The sequence below is a fragment of the Blautia sp. DFI.1.216 genome (genome assembly GCF_020594215.1).
GTDB classification, from domain to species: Bacteria; Bacillota; Clostridia; order Lachnospirales; family Lachnospiraceae; genus Blautia_A; species Blautia_A wexlerae.
Window position 1 is genome coordinate 1 of the sequence record NZ_JAJDML010000015.1, and the last position, 18,841, is coordinate 18,841.

At 41.3% G+C, this 18,841-nt stretch carries 14 protein-coding genes and 1 pseudogene; 2 read left to right on the plus strand and 13 right to left on the minus strand.

The window, feature by feature from the left end; translation table 11 throughout:
* Positions 1-436 precede the first annotated feature (436 nt).
* From LJE11_RS07610 to LJE11_RS07645, 9 genes and pseudogenes are all read right to left on the minus strand, one after another.
* Positions 437-3,412 carry a leucine-rich repeat domain-containing protein gene (locus tag LJE11_RS07610; protein ID WP_227295786.1) on the minus strand — a complete coding sequence of 992 codons (2,976 nt, stop codon included), beginning with the start codon at positions 3,410-3,412 and terminating at the stop codon, positions 437-439.
* Between the two features lie 178 nt (positions 3,413-3,590).
* The gene (locus LJE11_RS07615; protein ID WP_025580554.1) at positions 3,591-3,998 is read right to left on the minus strand and encodes a hypothetical protein; all 408 of its coding nucleotides are present in this window, start codon (positions 3,996-3,998) and stop codon (positions 3,591-3,593) included.
* A 175-nt stretch (positions 3,999-4,173) separates the two neighbouring features.
* Positions 4,174-6,099 carry a protein kinase domain-containing protein gene (locus LJE11_RS07620; protein WP_025580555.1) on the minus strand — a complete coding sequence of 642 codons (1,926 nt, stop codon included), beginning with the start codon at positions 6,097-6,099 and terminating at the stop codon, positions 4,174-4,176.
* A gap of 232 nt (positions 6,100-6,331) precedes the next feature.
* Complete coding sequence (locus tag LJE11_RS07625) at positions 6,332-7,276, minus strand: MetQ/NlpA family ABC transporter substrate-binding protein (protein ID WP_025580557.1); 945 nt, start codon at positions 7,274-7,276, stop codon at positions 6,332-6,334.
* A 71-nt stretch (positions 7,277-7,347) separates the two neighbouring features.
* Positions 7,348-8,007, minus strand: a complete 660-nt coding sequence (locus LJE11_RS07630) for a methionine ABC transporter permease (protein WP_008707324.1) — start codon at positions 8,005-8,007, stop codon at positions 7,348-7,350.
* Entirely contained in the window at positions 7,994-9,049 is a 1,056-nt protein-coding gene (locus LJE11_RS07635) for a methionine ABC transporter ATP-binding protein (RefSeq protein ID WP_055058984.1), read from the minus strand. The genes LJE11_RS07630 and LJE11_RS07635 overlap by 14 nt, the downstream gene beginning before the upstream one ends.
* A 531-nt stretch (positions 9,050-9,580) precedes the next feature.
* Positions 9,581-9,790 (minus strand): annotated as a pseudogene (locus LJE11_RS20780) (transglutaminase domain-containing protein); the annotation flags it as partial.
* An 18-nt stretch (positions 9,791-9,808) separates the two neighbouring features.
* On the minus strand, positions 9,809-10,081 hold the full coding sequence (locus LJE11_RS07640) for a hypothetical protein (RefSeq protein WP_020994112.1): 273 nt from the start codon (positions 10,079-10,081) through the stop codon (positions 9,809-9,811).
* Positions 10,075-10,251, minus strand: coding sequence for a hypothetical protein (locus LJE11_RS07645; RefSeq protein ID WP_008707318.1), 177 nt, complete (start codon positions 10,249-10,251; stop codon positions 10,075-10,077). Before LJE11_RS07645 ends, LJE11_RS07640 begins: the two co-directional genes overlap by 7 nt.
* A 466-nt stretch (positions 10,252-10,717) precedes the next feature.
* Between LJE11_RS07645 and LJE11_RS07650 the strand changes: the two genes are divergently transcribed.
* A complete protein-coding gene (locus LJE11_RS07650) occupies positions 10,718-11,425 on the plus strand; it encodes a hypothetical protein (RefSeq protein ID WP_227295787.1) in 708 nt (235 codons plus the stop codon).
* Between the two features lie 566 nt (positions 11,426-11,991).
* Here LJE11_RS07650 and LJE11_RS07655 read toward each other — a convergent pair.
* Positions 11,992-15,756 carry a phosphoribosylformylglycinamidine synthase gene (locus LJE11_RS07655; RefSeq protein ID WP_008707311.1) on the minus strand — a complete coding sequence of 1,255 codons (3,765 nt, stop codon included), beginning with the start codon at positions 15,754-15,756 and terminating at the stop codon, positions 11,992-11,994.
* Positions 15,757-16,014: 258 nt separating this feature from the next.
* Here LJE11_RS07655 and LJE11_RS07660 point away from each other — a divergent pair, with 258 nt between their 5' ends.
* Positions 16,015-16,893 (plus strand): LysR family transcriptional regulator, encoded by an 879-nt coding sequence (locus tag LJE11_RS07660; protein ID WP_008707308.1) that lies wholly within the window; start codon positions 16,015-16,017, stop codon positions 16,891-16,893.
* A gap of 76 nt (positions 16,894-16,969) precedes the next feature.
* Here LJE11_RS07660 and LJE11_RS07665 read toward each other — a convergent pair whose 3' ends face one another.
* The 3 genes from LJE11_RS07665 to LJE11_RS07675 all read right to left on the minus strand — a co-directional run bounded on the left by LJE11_RS07665 (position 16,970) and on the right by LJE11_RS07675 (position 18,733).
* The gene (locus tag LJE11_RS07665; RefSeq protein ID WP_008707307.1) at positions 16,970-17,800 is read right to left on the minus strand and encodes an Mrp/NBP35 family ATP-binding protein; all 831 of its coding nucleotides are present in this window, start codon (positions 17,798-17,800) and stop codon (positions 16,970-16,972) included.
* Positions 17,801-18,027: 227 nt separating this feature from the next.
* Positions 18,028-18,375, minus strand: coding sequence for a metal-sensing transcriptional repressor (locus LJE11_RS07670; RefSeq protein ID WP_008707305.1), 348 nt, complete (start codon positions 18,373-18,375; stop codon positions 18,028-18,030).
* Positions 18,376-18,505: 130 nt separating this feature from the next.
* Complete coding sequence (locus LJE11_RS07675; RefSeq protein WP_019162473.1) at positions 18,506-18,733, minus strand: hypothetical protein; 228 nt, start codon at positions 18,731-18,733, stop codon at positions 18,506-18,508.
* Positions 18,734-18,841: the final 108 nt, after the last annotated feature.

The window sequence follows — 18,841 nt, forward strand, 5'->3', positions numbered from 1 at the left end:
ATGACCCTCTGCTTGTAAGGCAGATGCTCTCCCAGCTGAGCTAAGATTCCATATTGTGCTTGTTACAGGTGGTTTATTTGTTGTCCGCTCCGTAACTTGCTTTGCTATTATATAATGGATTTTGTCGGATGTCAACACCTTTTTTGAAACTTTTTTAATTTTTTTTATTTTTCTAATTGTTCATACATTTTAAATCCATCTTATCACCTGAATTTTCCAAAGAAATACAGGTAAATGAAACCCGGAAACAGAATTGCTCATGACAACAACTCTGATGTACCGACAAGTTGATTCTTGAAACAATCTTGTCGGTACACTAATTCCGGGCTTCTTCTTCAAGAACTATCTTTTTATGTGTAGCAGAAATTTTTACTGATTCTGCCTCTATATAATTTTAACTGTATGGTTTTAGCTATATAATCTTTGTTTCTATTTCTTATTTTGTAATCTTTACAGAATTTTTCTGTCCTTTGCCCTTGAAAAGCTTCTGGTATGCACTTAATTTTGCTGCCGGAACTTTGATTACTGCCTTAGCAGAAATTCCCTTTAATGCAGATGCTCCTACTGTTTTGAGCACTTTAGAATTAACTGTAATGGAAGTCAGCGCTTTACATCCGTTAAACGCCTGTTTTCCAATTGTGGTTACTTTGGATCCTATCGTGACTTTTTTCAGTTTTGTGCAGCCATTAAATGCTTTATCACCAATTGCTGTTACATTAAATGTATAACCATTAATTTTTACTGTTGCAGGAACAGATGCACTTGTAAGAGTTTTCTCTGCCGGAGCATAAACGCTTACTGTTCCATTCTTGTATGCGGATTTAGTTACCTTGTATTTCAGGTTTCCGGATGTGTATACCTTTCCTTTTGCCGGAATCGCCGCAATTTCGAAATTCTGAATCGCTGTGCCAACATAATTGCCTTTACCTGTAATGATCACAGATGCTGTGGAGCCGGCTTTTGTGTTATTTGCATAGGAAACGGTGTAGTCTGTTCCGGCTTTCAGTTTCTTGCCGTTTAAGGTTACTGTTACTGACGGTTTAAGCGCCTTACCTGTATAAAGTTGAGTCTTGATTGTAGAAATTTGTGCAGATGCGATGCTGTTCAGAGATTGACCTGAGAACTCATAGTATGCAGGAATCTCAACAGCTTTTATTTTCTCTTCATTTGTCCACCAGTCTACATAAAATAAACGATGTTTATTTCCATCAATTCCGGCTGTTAAACCTTCGAATTCATCCAGATGAATGTATCGAGGAAGTACTACTCCATATTTTTTCTCACCATTTACATCAAATCTAAACTGCGCCAGAAGTCTGTTTGTAGAATATTCTTCATCCAGACTAGCATTGACCGTAACAAGATTTATTTCTTCATTCTTGTATATTTTTGTAAAGTAAAACCAGTCATTATCCTCTGTCTCATCCCATGCATACCTATATGTTGGATCAAAACAGTCTTTCGATACAGGAACGCCTGCTGCCTGCGCTTCTTTTGTATCAAACTGTCGAACGATCAGATTTCTTGAATATGTCTCACCTTCCGTTTCATATGTACCAAGTTTCAATGCTCCACCTATATACAGCTGCGCTGTCTGTTTTCCGTTTGTTCCAAGATAAATCTGCGGAATTGCTGTCTGAGAGTATTCTGCACTGTCAATTTCACCAAATTTCAGATAAGCTCCCGGCTGTCCATAAATGGTTATTTCCGGATTAATCACTGCTTTCTCAAAATTCAGATATTCAGATACAACCAGACATACACCCTCTTCTGATGTCAGTTCTTTACAGTTCAGGCTCTTCACTACAGCATCCGCAATCTTAATTTTATCTGCTGTTACATTTGCATCTAATCTGGCATTCATAAGTTCCACTTCTCCAGAGCCTGTAAAGGTTAAAGTATTCGCCTTTACAAGAATCCTGGACAGTGACAGTTTCTTTCCTGCCGGAACATTTACAGAAGAAATTGAGGTCGGAACAAAATGATCTGTATCTGTGCTTTCGTCATAATTATTCTGTCCCTCTATCTTCAGTGCTTTCGCAGCACTTGGAACAGTAAGCGTTCCACTGATCTTGGTGTTAGCTTTCATATTCATCAGATAATAGCCACTGGCATTGTTCTTCTTCTGATATGCATTTATATATCTTTCCGCCTGTGCTGTCGGTGCGACGTTAATCCACACACATCCTCCATCAGGGAATTCTGCCCTTCCGTATGCCTCGAAAATCTCCTGTGCTGACATTCCCTCACAATCCTGGAATTCCTGAAGATCAACTGCATTATCTTCATCCGGATTCCAGATTCTTCCATCCATGTCCTGAGTCGTACCATCTTCTGAATAGACCCAAATTCTGGAAAGCATTTCCACAATATCTTCGTCAGGCATATCATATTTCACTGCCTGTGTACCTGCTGGAACAGGAATATCTTCCCATTCATTTTTTTCATCTGATGTATTATATATAATTCCAATTCCGTAAGGACTGCTCCACTTATCTCCATTTTCATTTTCAAACTCGCCAGTACCCCAGTCAAATGTTTTATGGAATACCGGAGCAGTCTTACTGTTTACAATGTGTATAAAAAAAGCATTTTCATCCTGTGGATTGTTTTTGATATTATCCGTTTCATTGTAAATATTAAAAAATTCACTGGCACCAAATACCTGCAGATCATGGCTGTTATTTCTCAGATATATATTTTCCACTCCGGAAATACCACCTATCGCATTATTCTGCCCACAAAAGATCACTTTATCATCGGAACCAGTTCCTTTTAATACGCTTCTCATATCCTGACAGAAGAAAGTTGTCGTTCCTTTTCCTTCTTTGATTTCAATCGTCTCTGGCGGATCTACCATACCCCAGAATGCGATGTTTCCGTTCGGTGTAATACTTCTGACTCTTGCATTCTCTACCAGTACTGTCATTCCTTCAGGAGCCACAAAGTCTGCTGCATCTTCCAGATCCTGGACGCTTACAAAACAGTATCCTGTATTTTCTCCTTCGATACTGTTTAACGCATTTGAAAAAGTAGTGTCTTCTACTGTTTTCATGTCCACTTCCGGACGTTCTTCATTCTGCAGGGCATTATTGTACTGTTCCTCTGTTATATATGCCACTTCAAAAGATCCTTTTACCTGTTTAGCACCTGCTGCGTCTGTCGATGCCTCTGATTCTTCTGATGTAAATCCGTCCACTTCCGGCGCTTCGTCCGTATCAAAATCTGATACTTCTTCCCCGGATGTCCAGATTTCTGCCGTATCCTCTGCTTCGGCTTCTTCCTCCGTGCCCTGCATCTCTACAGTTTCTTCCCCCGAAGAAAATTCTGCGCCCATAACAGCTGCGCTTTCTGCCATAGGTGTTATGCACATAAGTGCTGCCAACAATAATGCGACTTGTTTTTTCTTCATACGTAAAACCCTCCTTTTTCTGGATTTGAGTGTATTAAAAAAAGCACCCTGCAAGATGTAATCGCAGCTTGCACAATTTGCGAGAATGATTTTTTTAGTACCTCTGTAATTTTATACACTGCCATCTTCATTTTTGACAGCGTTCAGAATCCCTTCAGGGATATCTTTCAAAAATATTTTACAGTAAAATCTCTTCCCCTATTTCATCCAGGAAGCTGTTCATCTCTTCTAGTGTCATCTTCTCTTCCAGTCCATAAATAATTGCTGCATCGTAACGTACGCGCGGATAAAGTCTCGGCTTCTGACCGATATCCAGAAGCCTTTGTGTATCCGACAGATCAAGAGAAAGGAGAAACGCACACTGCAGTAGTATTTTCCTTGTGGGGATTCGCTGACCGCCAAACAGTTTTCGTGCATAGGATTCTTCCAGATTCAGCTTTCGCACAATGTCTTTCTTTTTCATTCCACGTTCTTCGATTATATGCTCAAGATAAAGCCCTACCTCTACCTTGTTTCCTCGTTCCCTTGCAAAATATGCGGCGCCTTCCTCTTTTATCATTCCCATGATTTCTTCTGTTTCTTTCATTTCTTCTCACACCTCTTTCCTGTTCATATCTCCCTTCTGTCAAAACCCGAGGTTGTTTTTTTTGATCTTTACCACTATCCGTTATCTGATGACTGATCCATAATTTAAAAGCAGATATGATACTGTTAAGTGTACCATATCTGCCCATTTTAGAGCGGGACAATTTTGTCCCTTTTTATGTATAAATTTCAAAATCAGGGGAAGAATCTATCTTCATGATTTTTTCTTTTTGTCCCTCTGTACAGTGTACCTCTGTTAGTCCCGAATGTCCAAACAGCGGTTCAAAATTTTCAATATCTGCATTGGAAATATCTATTACCTGCAGATTCTTTGCTCCTGTGACAGGAGACAGATCTTTCACCAGGCTGAAACTCACTGACAGGAAATTTAATGAAGGAAACTGTTCGATTCCTTCCAACGAGGAAATCTGTGTTGTGAATGCAAGTGTCTCCAGCTGTGTCATCCCTTTCAATGGTTTCAGATTCTCCAGTATGGTACTATCCCCCCACATGAACAGCGCCTTTAAGGTACTCATCTGCGAAAGAGTTTCGGCAGCCGCCTCATTTACATCACACATGCACAGAGTATCCAGTTTCTTCATCTCTGCCAATGGCTCAAATATATTGTTTTCTACTTCCACATTACTCATATCCAGGTAATCCAGGCTCAGATTTTTCAGAAAGTCTATATCTGTCAGATTCATCCCCTGTATATTTAATCTTAAAATGCCTGTGCATTCTCCAATCACTGACAGATTCTCTGCCGGATTCTCCATAATACAGAGGGTATCCAGATCTATCAGATTCAAAAGCACAGAGAAATCTGTGATCATATTCTTGCTCAGATAAAGTTTTTTCAAAGGCAACTCTTTTAACCCGGAAATATCTTCGATTTTCTGGTTACACAGCGCAAGTTCCTCCAGATTTACCATTTGTGCCAGATCCGAAAGATCTGTAATATTTCCGCGCACAGATCCGAAGCTGCTGTCCTTTCCATCCACATGGTGGCCTTCACCCCAGAATGTGTCCTCATCATCAAGAATTTCTTTTCCGACAATGCGGAGTTTCCTTACATCCTCCAGCATAGAGGCAGTTATTTTGTCTGTCTTTGAAAGCCCCAGTTCCTTGCGCACGGCTTCTTCTATCAGTTCTTCTCTGAAGGTTATCTCTGCCTGTATCTGTTCTTCTGCCGCACTCTGTTCTGCCGTTTCAATCCTTTTGTTTTCAATCACTGTGCCATCCGGGGAAAAAATTGCCAGTATATAACCTGCTGCAATCAGTCCAAAGACTGCGCCTGCTTTTTTATAAACCTTTTTTCTATTGTTCGCCTGACATTTCTCAACTGCTCTCCTTAATTGCGCAGCATCTCCATATCTTTTATCAGGCTCAAAAGAGCAGGCCTTCTCTATTATCTTTTTCATTCTCCGGCTCACTGCACACTCAGAAAGCTGATTCTTTTCATAGCTCTCTGAAACCATATACAGCATTGTCTGCCCGATTGCATACACATCTGTACGCTGGTCTGTCTGTGTATAGCCATACTGCTCTGGCGCCGCAGTTCCTCTGGTACCCACCACAAAAGTATCACGCGACCCATCTTTTTTATAACTGCGCATAGTACCGAAATCAATGAATACCACCTCACCACCAGGTGTGACCACTATATTCTCCGGTTTTATATCCCGGTGTATCATAGGCTCATCCGGATTCTGAAACTGCTCTGCTGTCTGGCATATCTTCCTGCTGATCCTGCAGATTTCCGCTTCTGATATGCCACCTTTTTGCAAAACCATCTGAGCCAGAGACATTCCCTCTATATATTCCCTTACCAGATACACTTCGCCATTTTCTTCAAATATCCTGTATGTCTTTGGAATCCCGGACAATTTCCTGTCCGCCATTTTTTCCATGATTTCCATTTCATTGCGCAGAAACTCTGCCTGCCTGTTACGCCCCCATTTAAGCACGCACAGGATTCCGGTAACTGTCTCTTTCACCAGGAAAGTGGATGAATCTTCACTTTCCTTCAGACATTCATATACAGTCCAGTGTTCTTGCATGTCTTCTGGCAAATAATCGTTCCATATCTTGTTCTCTTTCATACAATCTCTCCTGCTTTGGTATAACCGACCGCCGACAATCAAAAATTGGTCACATTTTTTCGCATCGCCATGATAATTTTATATCAGTTTCCCGATAAATCGGATTGTCTGTCGTTTTTTATAGAATTACTATAGATTGTATCAGAAAACTCATGGAAATCCTATATGTTTTTGCACAAAAAAGATTCCCTTCCCAGTTTTACCTGAAAAAGGAATCTCCTGTTATCTTTACTTATTCAGCGTCTTCTGCTGTGTCAGCTGTATCTGCATTTTCTTCTGCTGTGTCAGCTGTATCTGCATTTTCTGCATCTTTGCTGTCTGCATCATCTACATCTTCTGTATCTGCTTCTTCTGCATCTGAGCTTTCTTCAAAAGGAATTACTGCACCATCATATTTCTCATTGATAAAATCTTTAATCTCATCAGATTTCAGTACATCTACAAGTGCCTGAATCTTTTCGCTGTCTTCATTGCCTTCTTTTACTGCGATTACGTTTACATATGTCTTTGCTGCTTCAGAATCAGATTTCTCATATGCAAGTGCATCTTTTCCAACTGAGAAGCCTGCTTCCAGAGCATAGTTTCCGTTTAATACTACGTAAGCTGTCTCGCCTGTTACACGTGCAACCTGTGCAGCTTCCAGTTCTACGATTTCTACATTATGAGGATTCTCTTCGATATCCTTAACTGTTGCATTTAATCCGGCGCCATCTTTCAGTGTGATGATTCCGTTGTCCTGGAGAAGAAGAAGTGCTCTTGCTTCATTTGTTGTATCATTTGGTACTGCGATAGAATCTCCATCTTCCAGGTCATCCAGGCTGTCTTTTGTTCCCGGATAAATTCCGAATGGCTCATAATGAATACCACCTGCATTTACAAGGTGTGTACCTTTCTCTTCATTAAACTGATCCAGATATGGGATATGCTGGAAGTAGTTCGCATCGAATTCTCCGCTCTCAACTACCTCGTTTGGTCTTACATAGTCATCAAATACGGTAACTTCAAGGTCATATCCTTCTTTCTCAAGAATTGGCTTTGCTTCTTCAAGGATTTCTGCGTGGGGTGTTGCAGACGCTGCAACTGTGATTGTCTTGTCATCATCCTTTGCGTAAACTCCTGTGCTTAAAGTTCCTGCTACTAATACTCCTGTTAAAACTGCTGCCACTAATTTTTTCATAATAATTGTCCTCCTGAATTTTATATTTTAACTTTTTTCATAACCATTTTATAATCAACGATTTCTTAAAACTACTTTCTTCTGTCAATCTTATTTGCGATCATCATTCCCACTGACTGGAAAATCTGTACCAGCACCACCAGCAGGATAACTGTGACGATCATGATATCTGACTGATATCTGTAATATCCATAGCGGATGGCGATATCACCAAGTCCGCCTCCTCCTACTGCACCGGACATGGCCGAATAGCCAAGAATCGTTCCAATCGCAATAGTCGCTCCTGTGATCAGTGAAGTTCTTGCTTCTACCAGAAGAACCTTCACGATGATTCTTATATTACTAGCACCCATAGCTCTGGCTGCCTCGATCACACCTGCATCCACCTCTTTAATAGAAGATTCCACCATTCGTGCGATAAAAGGAATGGCTGCCACTACCAGTGGCACTACCGTTGCTGTAGATCCATAGCTCTTTCCCACCACTGCTCTGGTAAAAGGAATCAACAGGATCAGTAAGATCAGAAACGGAATACTTCTCACAATATTTGCAATGGCATCCAGTATCTTATACAACACTGCATTTGGTTTCAGTCCCTCTTTATCAGACACTGCCAGCAGCACTCCCATGGGAAGTCCGAACAGGTATCCCAGAACTGTGGAAAGAACTGTCATGTAAAGTGTTTCTCCCACACCCTGAACAATCATCATTATTGTTTCATGATCCCACATATTCTGTCACCTCCCCGATTGCTAAACCTTTTTCTTTCAGATACTGCTTCATCATTTCTGTCCTGGTACTGCCCTCCATAAACTCCAGTATCATCTCTCCCTTGGCTACACCACCTACATTCTTAGTATCTGCCTTCAGGATATTTACCGGTTCTCCGAAGGTAAGGATCAGATTTGCGATCACAGGCTCAAAAGCTGAATTCTCGGAGAATACGATTCGTATCTTCTCACCGCTTTTAATCTCTGCCTGTCCCTTTTCTCTGCCGGCATCCGGTCTGCTGTCTGCGCCGATATCGGAGCCTGTATCCTTTCGGATCAGTTCTTTGGCAACCTCTGACTGAGGATTTGCAAAAATATCTGCAACCAGTCCTTTCTCAACCACTTCACCCTCATACATGATCGCCACATGTGTACAAATTTCACGCACAACCGACATCTGATGAGTAATGATCACTATGGTGATTCCAAACTGCTTATTAATCTTTTTCAGCAATTCCAGAATGGAAGAAGTAGTCTGCGGATCCAGTGCACTGGTAGCCTCATCACAAAGTAAAATCTTCGGATCCGATGCAAGTGCTCTTGCAATGGCAACCCTCTGCTTCTGACCACCGGAGAGCTGTGCAGGATAAGCATTCTGCCTGTCCCCCAGACCAACGATCTCCAAAAGCTCTGCTGCCCTCTTTCTGGCCTCTGCCTTCTTCTTTCCTTTTATATAAAGTGGAAAACAGACATTATCGATCACTGACTTCTGCATCAGCAGATTGAAATGCTGGAAGATCATACCAATCTCTTCCCTCTGTTTTCTCAATTCCTTCTCTGTCAAATCTCCAAGAGCCTTCCCATCTATCAGAACCTGTCCCTCTGTGGGAACCTCCAGAAAATTCATACATCGTACCAATGTACTCTTACCTGCCCCCGACATACCGATAATCCCATATATATCACCGGAATCGATATTCAGGTTCACATCCTTCAAAGCCTCGACCACGCCATCTTTCGTGTCAAAAGACTTCCGGACCTTCTCAATCACAATCCCAGACATCTCATTCTCCCTCTCTCTTATTCCCCGCTCCGTTGAGCATGAACATACTATACCACTACACTTCCAAATATGCCAATTCATAATATCTAGCACCAGTTATAGTTTAAAACTATATTTTTATCGCTTTACCACATCAAATTCTATATCTCCTGGATTTATTCAGAAAGAAAAACAGCAGGAGAAAGGTCATATTCCTTTCATCCTACTGCTTTGAAAACGTAATATTCATTAAATTCCATCATCCACATCCGGTTCTTTGGGATTTGCACTTTTGCATCCATTACAGGTCATCCTCTGCTATATTCATTTTGACTTGGATAATCCATCTGAGAATAATTTGTCGTTTTGTCCCATGTAACATGAACCTGAGTCAAGCGGATATTCGCAATCCGGATCCAGAATACGCACTTACCATTTTTACTCTTCCAGGTATTTTTTGCGCAGCATTTACAGTTACTGACATTACCATACAAAACAGTATCAAAAAACACCTGTCAAAATCGCTGAGAACTTTTTCTTCCTCTTAGCTCCTTATCTTTTAATTTTTTTCACAGATGAGAACGCACTGTAAACTTTCTTTCCTTTCACTGTCTGATATGCGCGGATTTTATACTGATAAGTAGTATTCTTTTTTAATCCCTTATCTGTAAAAGAAGTGGATCTTGTGTCACTGACTTTTTTCCATGTCTTTCCAGTCAGTTTGTATACTTCATAACCAGATGCACCTTTTGTCTTGGCCCAGGTTACTTTCCAGCTCTGTCAAGCCCCATCATATTTTTCCAGCCCCGGATAGGTTTCCAGGAAATATTCATATCTCTGTACCGGATTACAGGTAAGAATCATTTTTCTGTATTCATATTCCCTCATAGATGCCACACTCTGCATTCGATTACAGACCAGAGCAATTTCTATATTCTCCATAGCCAGCTTTCGAAGAACATCCGCTGATATCCTTACAATTTCACAATCCGTTATCAACTCCACTGTCAGGAAAGAGGTTATCTGCTTGTCCAAATTCATGATCCCTACCAAAGCTTTACCTTCTCGTTCTCTTTCATCAGCAAAGTTTTTGCTTTCAACTTACAGATTTCCGAGTTCTCCGCCAACACCTCCAGCACAGCTTCCGATTTTATTCCTATCACATTATGAAAAAAATCTTTCAGTTTTTCCTCTTCATTTTCCCTTTTTCTTTCATCACTCATACTTTTTCCTTTTTACACTCTCAAAATCACCAGACAAAACCATCTTGCTTAAAGTTACTGTTTATCCTGTTCTTTTGCAAACAAGATTTTCTCTAATTATATCTTATTGTCTGACAAATAGCAATTTCACCGCTTGATTCAAATCAAGTAATCAAAAATATTTTTCCCAAACATACCCTTCACAATTTTTACTGCTACACAAAAATAGCTATAAGACTTCATTTTTGAAATCCTATAGCTTTGCTATTGATAATATTACGTTGTATTTGTAATCATCAATTATTTTCCAGTAACCATTGGAACACGACTAATAAACCGAACAATACTTGTGTCTTTATTCTTTATCATATTCAAAAATAACCGAAATCCTACTCATTTCTAAAACATATTTCGATAAGTCAAAATTACAATTTTCACACTTTAATTGATATAATATTCAACAACTAAACAAGGAGGCCATTTAACCATGAATAATGTAAAAATTCTATGTATCGCAGGCAGTATCGTACTCGGTAGTATATTGCTATCCGGACAAGCTTTTGGCAAAGCCCCCTCAGATCTAATCACCCTTTCCGCCCCTAAGGAGCCTGAGGGGCAACATGTATCTTATGATATAGATGGTTCCGGCTCTTATTATGACAGTGAGTCAGATACAACTTACTATTTTGTCAAGGGGATTGTCACTTCTTATTCTAATCATACAAAAACCTTTTTACTGACTTCCGACGTCGGTGAAACTTATGAGTTACCGGCAGATACGGATATTAATATAACCGACTATCTCAACACAGAAGCACATATATGGTACTCAGAAGACTCTCAAAAAAACTTAAAATTACTTGTGTTCTCTCCTCAAATTTTTTGGGAACATATTAATGAGCTGGAATCAGATGAGCAAATTCCGGATGGTGCCACAGAAATTGATGGGGCTCTTTCAAAATATATCTCTTTCTGGTTAACAGAAGATAAAATAGATGTTACTCTCTTATTTGTTGAGGACAACGATGGAAACACTCATATATATGCAGAGGATAACACATGCAATAATTGTAATAGTTCTGTTTTTGGCAAAACAATCGGCGACTATATCAAGTTATATGAAGATATGCATTTAAATTCTCAAGTATATGATGATTTTAATGTTGCATATCTTATATCAGAAGCATCGTCTTGACTTACCCAAATGTCTGGTTGAGAACCTGATGTTTTTTACATCAAACATATCATATATTTTAAATGCCGCAGCCAATATTTTCAAAGGCTGCGGCATTTTTGACTTAATTTTTCTTTCAAACATGTTGCTTCTTCTTTTGACTGCTGCAAATATGTTTATGTCACAAATTCAAAATATCTTTTGCTTTTTCTCTGTCTCTGATAATCATCCCATGGGCAGCTAACTTATCCAATTGCTCATCAAAAGTCAATGGCTTTTTCAAATCCATAAAATCACTCCTTAACGTAAAAAAGCTGAGCACAAGTCTCAGCTTGGTCCCCAATGCCAAAAAGGCTTCGGGCAACTCTGTTACATATAGTATATTCAAAAAGCCACGAAATTGCAATAGTTTTTATTATTTTCATCATCAAAAAAGGGCGCTGCCCAACCAGGCGAATACGCAAAGTTAATACACTCCTCCACACCACAATCCCGGCGCTGCCCTTAAAAGAAGCGCAAGGGTGGAGTCCAGAGGAGGGACAGCGCTTTCTGTCCTTCCTCTGGGAACCTTCCGTCCCGGAAAGAGTTTATTTAAAATATTCCACTCCAGACTCAAAGATCTTAATATCCTGCTGGCCATAGATGTTGATTGCAACACCATCCCCGCGACGTTCGCTATGTGCCATCTTACCAAGGATACGTCCATCCGGGCTGGTAATACCTTCAATGTTCATATAAGAACCATTGACATTCCATTCCTCATCAACACTGAGCTGTCCATCCGGAGTTACATACTGAGTTGCAACCTGTCCGTTTGCAAACAGCTTCTGCAGCCATTCTTCATTAGCAACGAAACGTCCCTCACCATGTGAAGCCGGGTTACAGTAAACACCGCCAAGCTGTGCCTTCTGCAGCCAAGGAGATTTATTACTAACAACCTTAGTATAAACCATCTTGGAGATATGGCGTCCGATGGTATTAAATGTCAGTGTAGGAGAATCTGCTTTCTGTCCGCAGATTTCACCGTAAGGTACAAGACCAAGCTTGATCAGAGCCTGGAATCCGTTACAGATACCAAGTGCCAGACCGTCTCTCTCATTGATCAGCTTCATAACAGCTTCTTTGATCTTCGCATTCTGGAATGCAGTTGCAAAGAATTTCGCGGAACCATCCGGTTCGTCACCTGCGGAGAATCCGCCTGGGAACATGATGATCTGTGCCTGATCGATTGCTTTCTCAAAGAGCTCTACAGAGTCATGGATATCTTCAGCAGTCAGGTTCTTGAATACTTTTACATCCACCTCTGCACCAGCACGCTCAAATGCACGTGTACTGTCATACTCGCAGTTTGTTCCAGGGAATACAGGAATAAATACGCGAGGTTTCGCAACTTTGTTCTTGCATACATAAATGCTGTCTGCACGATAAAGCTTCTCATCTCTGTCAGCTGCCTCTTTGTCATTCTCAGAAGAAACTGTCTTAAATACTTTTTCCAGAGTACCTTTCCATGCGTTTTCAGCTTCGTCTACAGTGATCACTGTATTTCCATAGGAGAAGTTACCGTCAGCAGTTACTTCACCGATCACTGTATAAGTGATGGAAAGCTCACCAACTTTACCATCCGGAACTTCCAGGATAATATCGCCAAATCCAGGTGCAAAGAAATCTCTCGGATCAAGGTTATGCTCAATCTTTACGCCCATGCCATTACCAAATGCCATCTTTGCAACTGCAGCTGCAATACCATGGCGGTCAAGTGCATAAGCAGAAACAACTTTGCCGTCCTGCATATCTTTATGAAGTTTTTCATACTGATCCATGATTCCTGCATAATCCGGCAGATCATACTGATCCTTCGGTGCACGAAGCCATACCAGTTTGTTTCCTGCTTTCTTTAATTCCGGTGTGATCACATCCTGGATTTTCGCAACGTCAACTGCGAAAGATACCAGTGTAGGAGGTACATCAATATCATTGAATGTACCGGACATACTGTCCTTACCACCGATAGATGGAAGTCCGAATCCCATCTGTGCTGCATAAGCACCGAGAAGTGCTGCGAAAGGCTGGCTCCATCTCTTAGGATCTTCTGTCATACGACGGAAGTATTCCTGGAATGTGAAACGGATTTTCTTATAGTCACCGCCTGTAGCCACGATTCTTGCAACGGATTCTGTTACTGCATAAGCAGCTCCGTGATATGGGCTCCAGGAAGATAAGTACGGGTCAAAACCATAGCTCATCATGGTTACGGTATCTGTCTTGCCATTCTGTACCGGAACCTTTGCTACCATGGACTGAGTCTCTGTGAGCTGATATTTACCACCGTATGGCATAAATACACTGCCAGCTCCGATAGAACCGTCGAACATTTCCACAAGTCCTTTCTGAGAGCATACATTTAAGTCTGCCAGAGTTTCCATCCATTTAGCTTTTACATCAGCTACATCCGGGCGCTCTTCAAAGAGGTTGCCTTCTTTGTTCGGGATTTCTACTTCTACTGTTGTCTCCTGATGTGCGCCGTTAGTATCCAGGAATGCACGGGAAATATTTACAATTTCTTTTCCTCTCCATACAAGTACCAGACGAGGATCCTCTGTTACAACTGCAACCGGAATTGCCTCCAGGTTCTCTTCATTTGCATAGCCAAGGAAAGTATCTACATCCTTCGGATCAACTACTACAGCCATACGTTCCTGAGATTCGGAGATTGCGATTTCAGTTCCGTCAAGACCTGCATATTTCTTCGGAACCTTGTCAAGGTCTACTCTAAGACCTGCTGCCAGCTCACCGATAGCAACGGAAACACCGCCTGCACCAAAGTCATTACATTTCTTGATGATATGGCTGACTTCTTCACGGCGGAACATACGCTGGATCTTACGCTCAGTAGGAGCATTACCTTTCTGTACCTCAGCGCCACATACTTCGATAGAAGCTTCTGTATGAACCTTGGAAGAACCGGTAGCGCCACCGATACCGTCACGTCCTGTACGTCCTCCAAGTAAGATAATGATATCTCCCGGATCAGAATTCTCGCGGATTACTGCGCGTCTGGGAGCAGCACCCATAACAGCACCGATCTCCATACGTTTCGCTACATAGTTAGGATGGTAAACTTCTTTTACATAACCTGTTGCAAGACCGATCTGGTTTCCATAGGAGCTGTAACCATGAGCTGCGCTTCTTACCAGTTTCTTCTGCGGAAGTTTACCCTTGAGAGTTTCTTTTACAGAAACAGTAGGATCTGCCGCACCTGTTACACGCATTGCCTGATATACATAGGTACGTCCTGAAAGCGGGTCACGGATCGCACCGCCAAGGCAGGTAGCTGCACCACCGAATGGTTCGATCTCAGTAGGATGGTTATGTGTCTCGTTCTTGAAGTTGATCAGCCATTCCTCTTCTTTACCGTCTACATCTACAGGAACTACAATACTGCAGGCATTGATCTCATCAGATTCTTCCTGATCAGCAAGCTTTCCTTCTGCTTTCAGTTTCTTCATAGCCATCAGAGCCAGATCCATCAGGCAGACAAATTTGTCCTTACGGCCCTTGTAAAGTTCTTCTCTGTCAGCAAGATATTTGTTGTAGGTATCTACGATCGGTGCCTTGTAATCACCTTCGTCAAATTTTACATCTGTCAGTTCTGTGGAGAAGGTTGTGTGACGGCAGTGATCTGACCAGTAGGTATCCAGTACACGGATCTCTGTCATGGACGGATCACGTTTCTCTTCTTCCTTGAAATAATGCTGGATATGCTGGAAATCCTTGAATGTCATGGCAAGATTTAAGGAAGCATAAAGTTCCTTTAATTCTGCTTCCGGCATTTCCTTGAATCCGTCAAAGATTTTTACATCTTCCGGTTCCGGGAATACAGTTACCAGTGTTTCCGGTTTCTGCAGACCTGTCTCACGGGAATCTACAGGGTTGATGCAGTGATGCTTGATAGCATCAAATTCTTCATCTGTGATAGTTCCTTCAATTACATAAGTAGTTGCGGAACGAATGATAGGCTGTGCATTCTCATCCAGGAACTGTACACACTGAACAGCAGAATCTGCTCTCTGGTCAAACTGTCCCGGTAAAAATTCTACAGAGAAGATGCGGGAGCCTTCTGCTGCCTCAAAATTCTCCAGATATAAATCATCTACAGGTGGCTCTGCAAAAACAGTTTTGCATGCTTTATCAAAAACTTCATCAGAAATATTTTCTACATCATAGCGGATCAGCACACGTACTGCTGTTACGGATTTAATTCCCAGATAGCTGCTGACCTCATGTTTTAATTCCTTTGCCTGTACAGCGAAGGCCGGTTTCTTTTCTACATAGACACGTCTTACGTTACTCATAGAAACTCCTTTCTTATGTATGCATTGTTTTAAAAATGCTTGACTATTGCTTCTTTTATAGTATCATAGGAAATATCATTAGTAAAATTAATATATCTTATATTTTTTATTAATACAATTAATTAATCACCGTTCACACTCCACTGTCGACGAGATATTGGGGAATGAATATGCCAAAATCCCGAGACATACAATCTAAAGTTCCATTGCTGCCGACAATTTGTATCATCACATTATTTTATGAAAGGATTTATTTCTATGGATATTAATCTTGAACTATACAAAGTATTCTACTATGTTGCCACCACCCTCAGCTTTTCTGAAGCTTCCCGGCAGCTTTTTATCTCCCAGTCAGCAGTCAGCCAGTCTATCAAGACTCTGGAAAAAAAGCTGAATCATCCTCTTTTTATCCGCAGTACCAAGAAAGTATTGTTAACTCCTGAAGGAGAACTTCTGCTCCAGCATGTAAAACCGGCTCTCCAGCTTCTGGACGAGGGAGAATCTCTCCTGTCAGGAGACAATCTGCTGAAAGGCCAGCTGCGTATTGCTGCCAGCGATACGATCTGCCGGTATTTTCTCATTGATTATCTTCAGAAATTCCATCAAACCTACCCGGATGTCCGTATCAAAGTCACAAACAGTACCTCCATCGGCTGTGCAGAGCTTCTGGAAAAGGGTCAGGCAGATCTTATTGTATGCAACTGTCCCAATTCCAGGCTTGGCAGTCATTTTCAGACACGTGTGCTAAAAGAATTCCACGATGTATTCGTTGCCAATACGGATTACTTTCCTGTACACACTGTTCAGACCGAACTGCAGGAGCTTCTGAACTATCCAATCCTGATGCTTTCCCCCAAAAGTACCACCAGTGAATATCTGCGAGAGGCATTCACAGCCCATAATCTCAAGCTTCTTCCTGAAGTAGAGTTAAACAGTAATGACCTGCTTCTGGATCTGGCACGGATCGGACTGGGAATTGCCTGCGTTCCTGATTATATGTTAAAAGAAAATGATCAGCTGACACCGCTCATGTTAAAAGAGCCGCTTCCCGGACGTCAGCTTATACTTGCCCAGCATGACAGTCTTACTGTCTCTCAGGCTGCTGAACGCTTTATTGAAATGTTTACTTCCATATAATAAAAGAAGTCCTCACTCAGTACTGAAACAACAATTTTTATAATCGCGTTTCTTACTGAATGAGAACTTCTTTTTCTTATTTCGGCATTACAGCCAGTGCATCAGTAATATACTGATTATCGATTGCTGCAAAGAATCCGCCGTCTGCCTTGGTTGCATAATCCATATCAATCGGCATTTTTCCAAGTACAGGAACCTTCAGCTCTGCTGCGATCTCATCAATATGGCTCTCACCGAAGACTTTGATCTCTTTTCCGCAGTCCGGACATTTCACATAGCTGTAGTTCTCTACGATTCCAAGTACCGGTATCTTCATCATCTCAGCCATATTAAAGGCTTTCTTAACGATCATCTTAACCAGATCCTGAGGTGATGTTACGATCACGATTCCTTCGATCGGCAGAGACTGGAATGCTGTAAGCGGAACATCACCTGTTCCAGGAGGCATATCCACAAACAGATAGTCTACGTCGCCCCAGATAACATCTGTCCAGAACTGTTTTACCATATTTGCAAGAACCGGACCTCTCCAGATTACAGGAGTATCCTCTGTAGGAAGCAGAAGGTTGATGGACATTACCTTGATCCCGTTTTTTGTGATCATCGGATAGATACCTTCATCATTTGCCATTGCTGCACCCTTTAATCCATACATTTTCGGAATGGACGGTCCTGTGATATCCGCATCCAGGATACCGACTTTGTATCCCTGTGCTGCCATCATGTTTGCCAGAGAGCCTGTTACGAAGGATTTACCAACTCCACCCTTTCCGCTGACAACCCCGATCACATGTTTTACATTTGACTGAGCATTCATTTCTGCCTGAAAGCTCTGCTGTTTCTTGCTGCTTGAACAACCTTCGCAGCTTGCTTTGTCGCATGAAGTGTTGTTACATTCTTTTGCCATAATTAATCTTCTCCTTTATATTTACGCACTGCTGTACTGACAAAATATTGTTACTATTCACTCCGTTCACAGTAACGTAGCCAAAATTCATTCCAGATTGCCTACGGCAATGGAATTTTGGCTTGTATGTCTCGGGATTTTGGCATATTCATGCCAAAACACCTCGCGGGATAGTGATGTGTGAACAATAACAAAATATTCTCTATTGCCAGTCTGGAGTACGCATATTACTTTACAAATCTGTCAATTGCTACCTCAAGTTCTTTAATTGCCTCTTTATCACCATGTTCCACTGCATCTACGATACAGTGTTCGATATGATCCTGCAGAATAATCTTACCTGTATTATTGATAGCAGATTTCACTGCTGAAAGCTGTATCAGAACTTCCGCACAGTCTCTTCCGTCCTCTATCATACGTTTGATAGATTCCATATGTCCGATTGCTCTGGACATACGATTCAGCACTGCCTTTGTATGCGCATGACTGTGATGATGCCCATGCTCCCCATGAGAATGTTCAACTACCGTCCCATCCTCCAGTACATGCGTATGTGTCTTTTGTTCCTCGGCCATAACATTCCCCTTTCTCTTTCAGAATATCCGATTCTTTACCGCTTATCTGTCTTTATATCCTCACACACTGTCTGTGGCTTTCCTGCTTACAGCACTTTTGTACAGCGTAAATGATATTATACCACATTTGTCAAATTTCTGTAAAGGAGCAACGCTGTTTTATTTGTGAAGTCGTAATATCAAAAATAATGGTTCCATCCTCCAGGACAGTTTTTTCATAGGAAACTTCTTTTCCTTTGAATTTATTTCTGATATATTCTTCCGGATCCTCAAGTTCCAGCTCTTCCACAAAAACATCACGCATCTGATTCCGCGGACATTTATTAAAAATTTCCCATATCAGTTCATATTCTTTCATATTCCATCTCCAGTCCGTAAGACGGATATTCACAATCCGTTTCACTATTTAGCCCTCTTCGGCTGATTTACGGCAATCTACACAGATTGTCCTGCGGTTTTTCCCAAC

Coding starts and splice junctions, on each gene's coding strand:
- LJE11_RS07620 (WP_025580555.1), bottom strand. CDS start 6,099: ATGAAAGAGAACAAGATATGGAACGATTATTTGCCAGAAGACATGCAA.
- LJE11_RS07660 (WP_008707308.1), top strand. CDS start 16,015: ATGGATATTAATCTTGAACTATACAAAGTATTCTACTATGTTGCCACC.
- LJE11_RS07625 (WP_025580557.1), bottom strand. CDS start 7,276: ATGAAAAAATTAGTGGCAGCAGTTTTAACAGGAGTATTAGTAGCAGGA.
- LJE11_RS07675 (WP_019162473.1), bottom strand. CDS start 18,733: ATGAAAGAATATGAACTGATATGGGAAATTTTTAATAAATGTCCGCGG.
- LJE11_RS07645 (WP_008707318.1), bottom strand. CDS start 10,251: ATGAGTGATGAAAGAAAAAGGGAAAATGAAGAGGAAAAACTGAAAGAT.
- LJE11_RS07650 (WP_227295787.1), top strand. CDS start 10,718: ATGAATAATGTAAAAATTCTATGTATCGCAGGCAGTATCGTACTCGGT.
- LJE11_RS07635 (WP_055058984.1), bottom strand. CDS start 9,049: ATGTCTGGGATTGTGATTGAGAAGGTCCGGAAGTCTTTTGACACGAAA.
- LJE11_RS07615 (WP_025580554.1), bottom strand. CDS start 3,998: ATGAAAGAAACAGAAGAAATCATGGGAATGATAAAAGAGGAAGGCGCC.
- LJE11_RS07665 (WP_008707307.1), bottom strand. CDS start 17,800: ATGGCAAAAGAATGTAACAACACTTCATGCGACAAAGCAAGCTGCGAA.
- LJE11_RS07610 (WP_227295786.1), bottom strand. CDS start 3,412: ATGAAGAAAAAACAAGTCGCATTATTGTTGGCAGCACTTATGTGCATA.
- LJE11_RS07630 (WP_008707324.1), bottom strand. CDS start 8,007: ATGTGGGATCATGAAACAATAATGATGATTGTTCAGGGTGTGGGAGAA.
- LJE11_RS07670 (WP_008707305.1), bottom strand. CDS start 18,375: ATGGCCGAGGAACAAAAGACACATACGCATGTACTGGAGGATGGGACG.
- LJE11_RS07655 (WP_008707311.1), bottom strand. CDS start 15,756: ATGAGTAACGTAAGACGTGTCTATGTAGAAAAGAAACCGGCCTTCGCT.